1 protein-coding gene is annotated in these 1,055 nt (G+C 60.3%); it reads left to right on the plus strand.

Annotated elements, in window-relative coordinates:
- Nucleotides 1-82: 82 nt before the first annotated feature.
- Nucleotides 83-625, plus strand: a complete 543-nt coding sequence (locus TP2_RS00570) for a gluconokinase (protein ID WP_051692080.1) — start codon at nt 83-85, stop codon at nt 623-625.
- The last annotated feature ends 430 nt before the right edge of the window (nt 626-1,055 follow it).

Below are 1,055 nucleotides of genomic sequence, written 5' to 3' on the forward strand. Positions count from 1 at the left end.
GCGGTCGTGTCATTGACCCTTCTGGCACGCTCCTCTAGCCCTGAAAGGACGCGGATCGAGCCTCGGGAGGGCGCCTGTCGACATGGTCACGAGACCTCGCAAGACCCCCGCCGCGACCCTCGTCATGGGGGTCTGCGGGACCGGCAAAAGCACCATCGCGCGGGCTCTGGCAGAGCGGCGCGGCGGGGTGTTTCTCGATGCCGACGACTACCATCCGCTGGCCAATCGCGACCACATGGCCGCCGGCAAACCATTGAGCGATGAGATGCGTTGGGACTGGCTCGACGCGGTCGCGAACGCGGTCGCAGAGGCCTCCGAGACCGGTCCCGTCAACTTCGCCTGCTCGGCCCTCAAACACGTCTATCGGGACCGGTTGCGGGCGCATCTGGGACCGATGAAAATCGTCTGCCTGACCGGTTCGCGGGCGTTGATCGCGGCGCGGATGGGCGCCCGACAGGATCATTTCATGCCGGTCGATCTGCTCGAAAGTCAGCTCGAAATCCTCGAGCTTCCCGGCCCCGACGAGGCCGCGCTGATCTGCGATGTCGCGCAGGCTCCCGAGCAGATTCTAGGCACGATCTGCCGCGCTCAGGAGGGCGCAGATTGCTCAGGAACGGGCGCCTGAACCTTCTTCAGATCGCCGGTTTTCCACGCCTCGAAACAGCAATTTTCTGACCTGAAATCAGGGGCTTTCCGGCTTGTTTTCGACTGCGGCGATTCGCCACAATCTGGCAACAATGTGTCGGTGCGGGGCTGAACTGTCCTGTGGATAACTGACCGAAAGGAAAAAAGTGAACCGCGCTAAGTGGCTGAAATTGTTTTCGGATTCCAAAGGTGCATCTGACCTTAGGTAAATTCTGTTGCAATATCACTGCGCTAAGGCAGCCTAAATGGGAACAAAATTTCGCCTTTTGGCGGGGTGGCGTTCGTAAAGCAACCTGGGGAGAGAGCCCGCCTGATGGCTGGGCTCGTTATGTGTCTTGTCGATCTTTGGCTTCACCTCTGTGACCAAGATCCTGCGTCGGACTCGTTCCGGCGCAGAGGACGATGTCGAA

Origin of the sequence: Thioclava pacifica DSM 10166 (genome assembly GCF_000714535.1) — a bacterium.
Lineage (GTDB): Bacteria > Pseudomonadota > Alphaproteobacteria > Rhodobacterales > Rhodobacteraceae > Thioclava > Thioclava pacifica.

Bases quoted from the DNA above. Each gene is read 5' to 3' on its own strand.
- TP2_RS00570 (WP_051692080.1), top strand. From the start codon at position 83: ATGGTCACGAGACCTCGCAAGACCCCCGCCGCGACCCTCGTCATGGGG.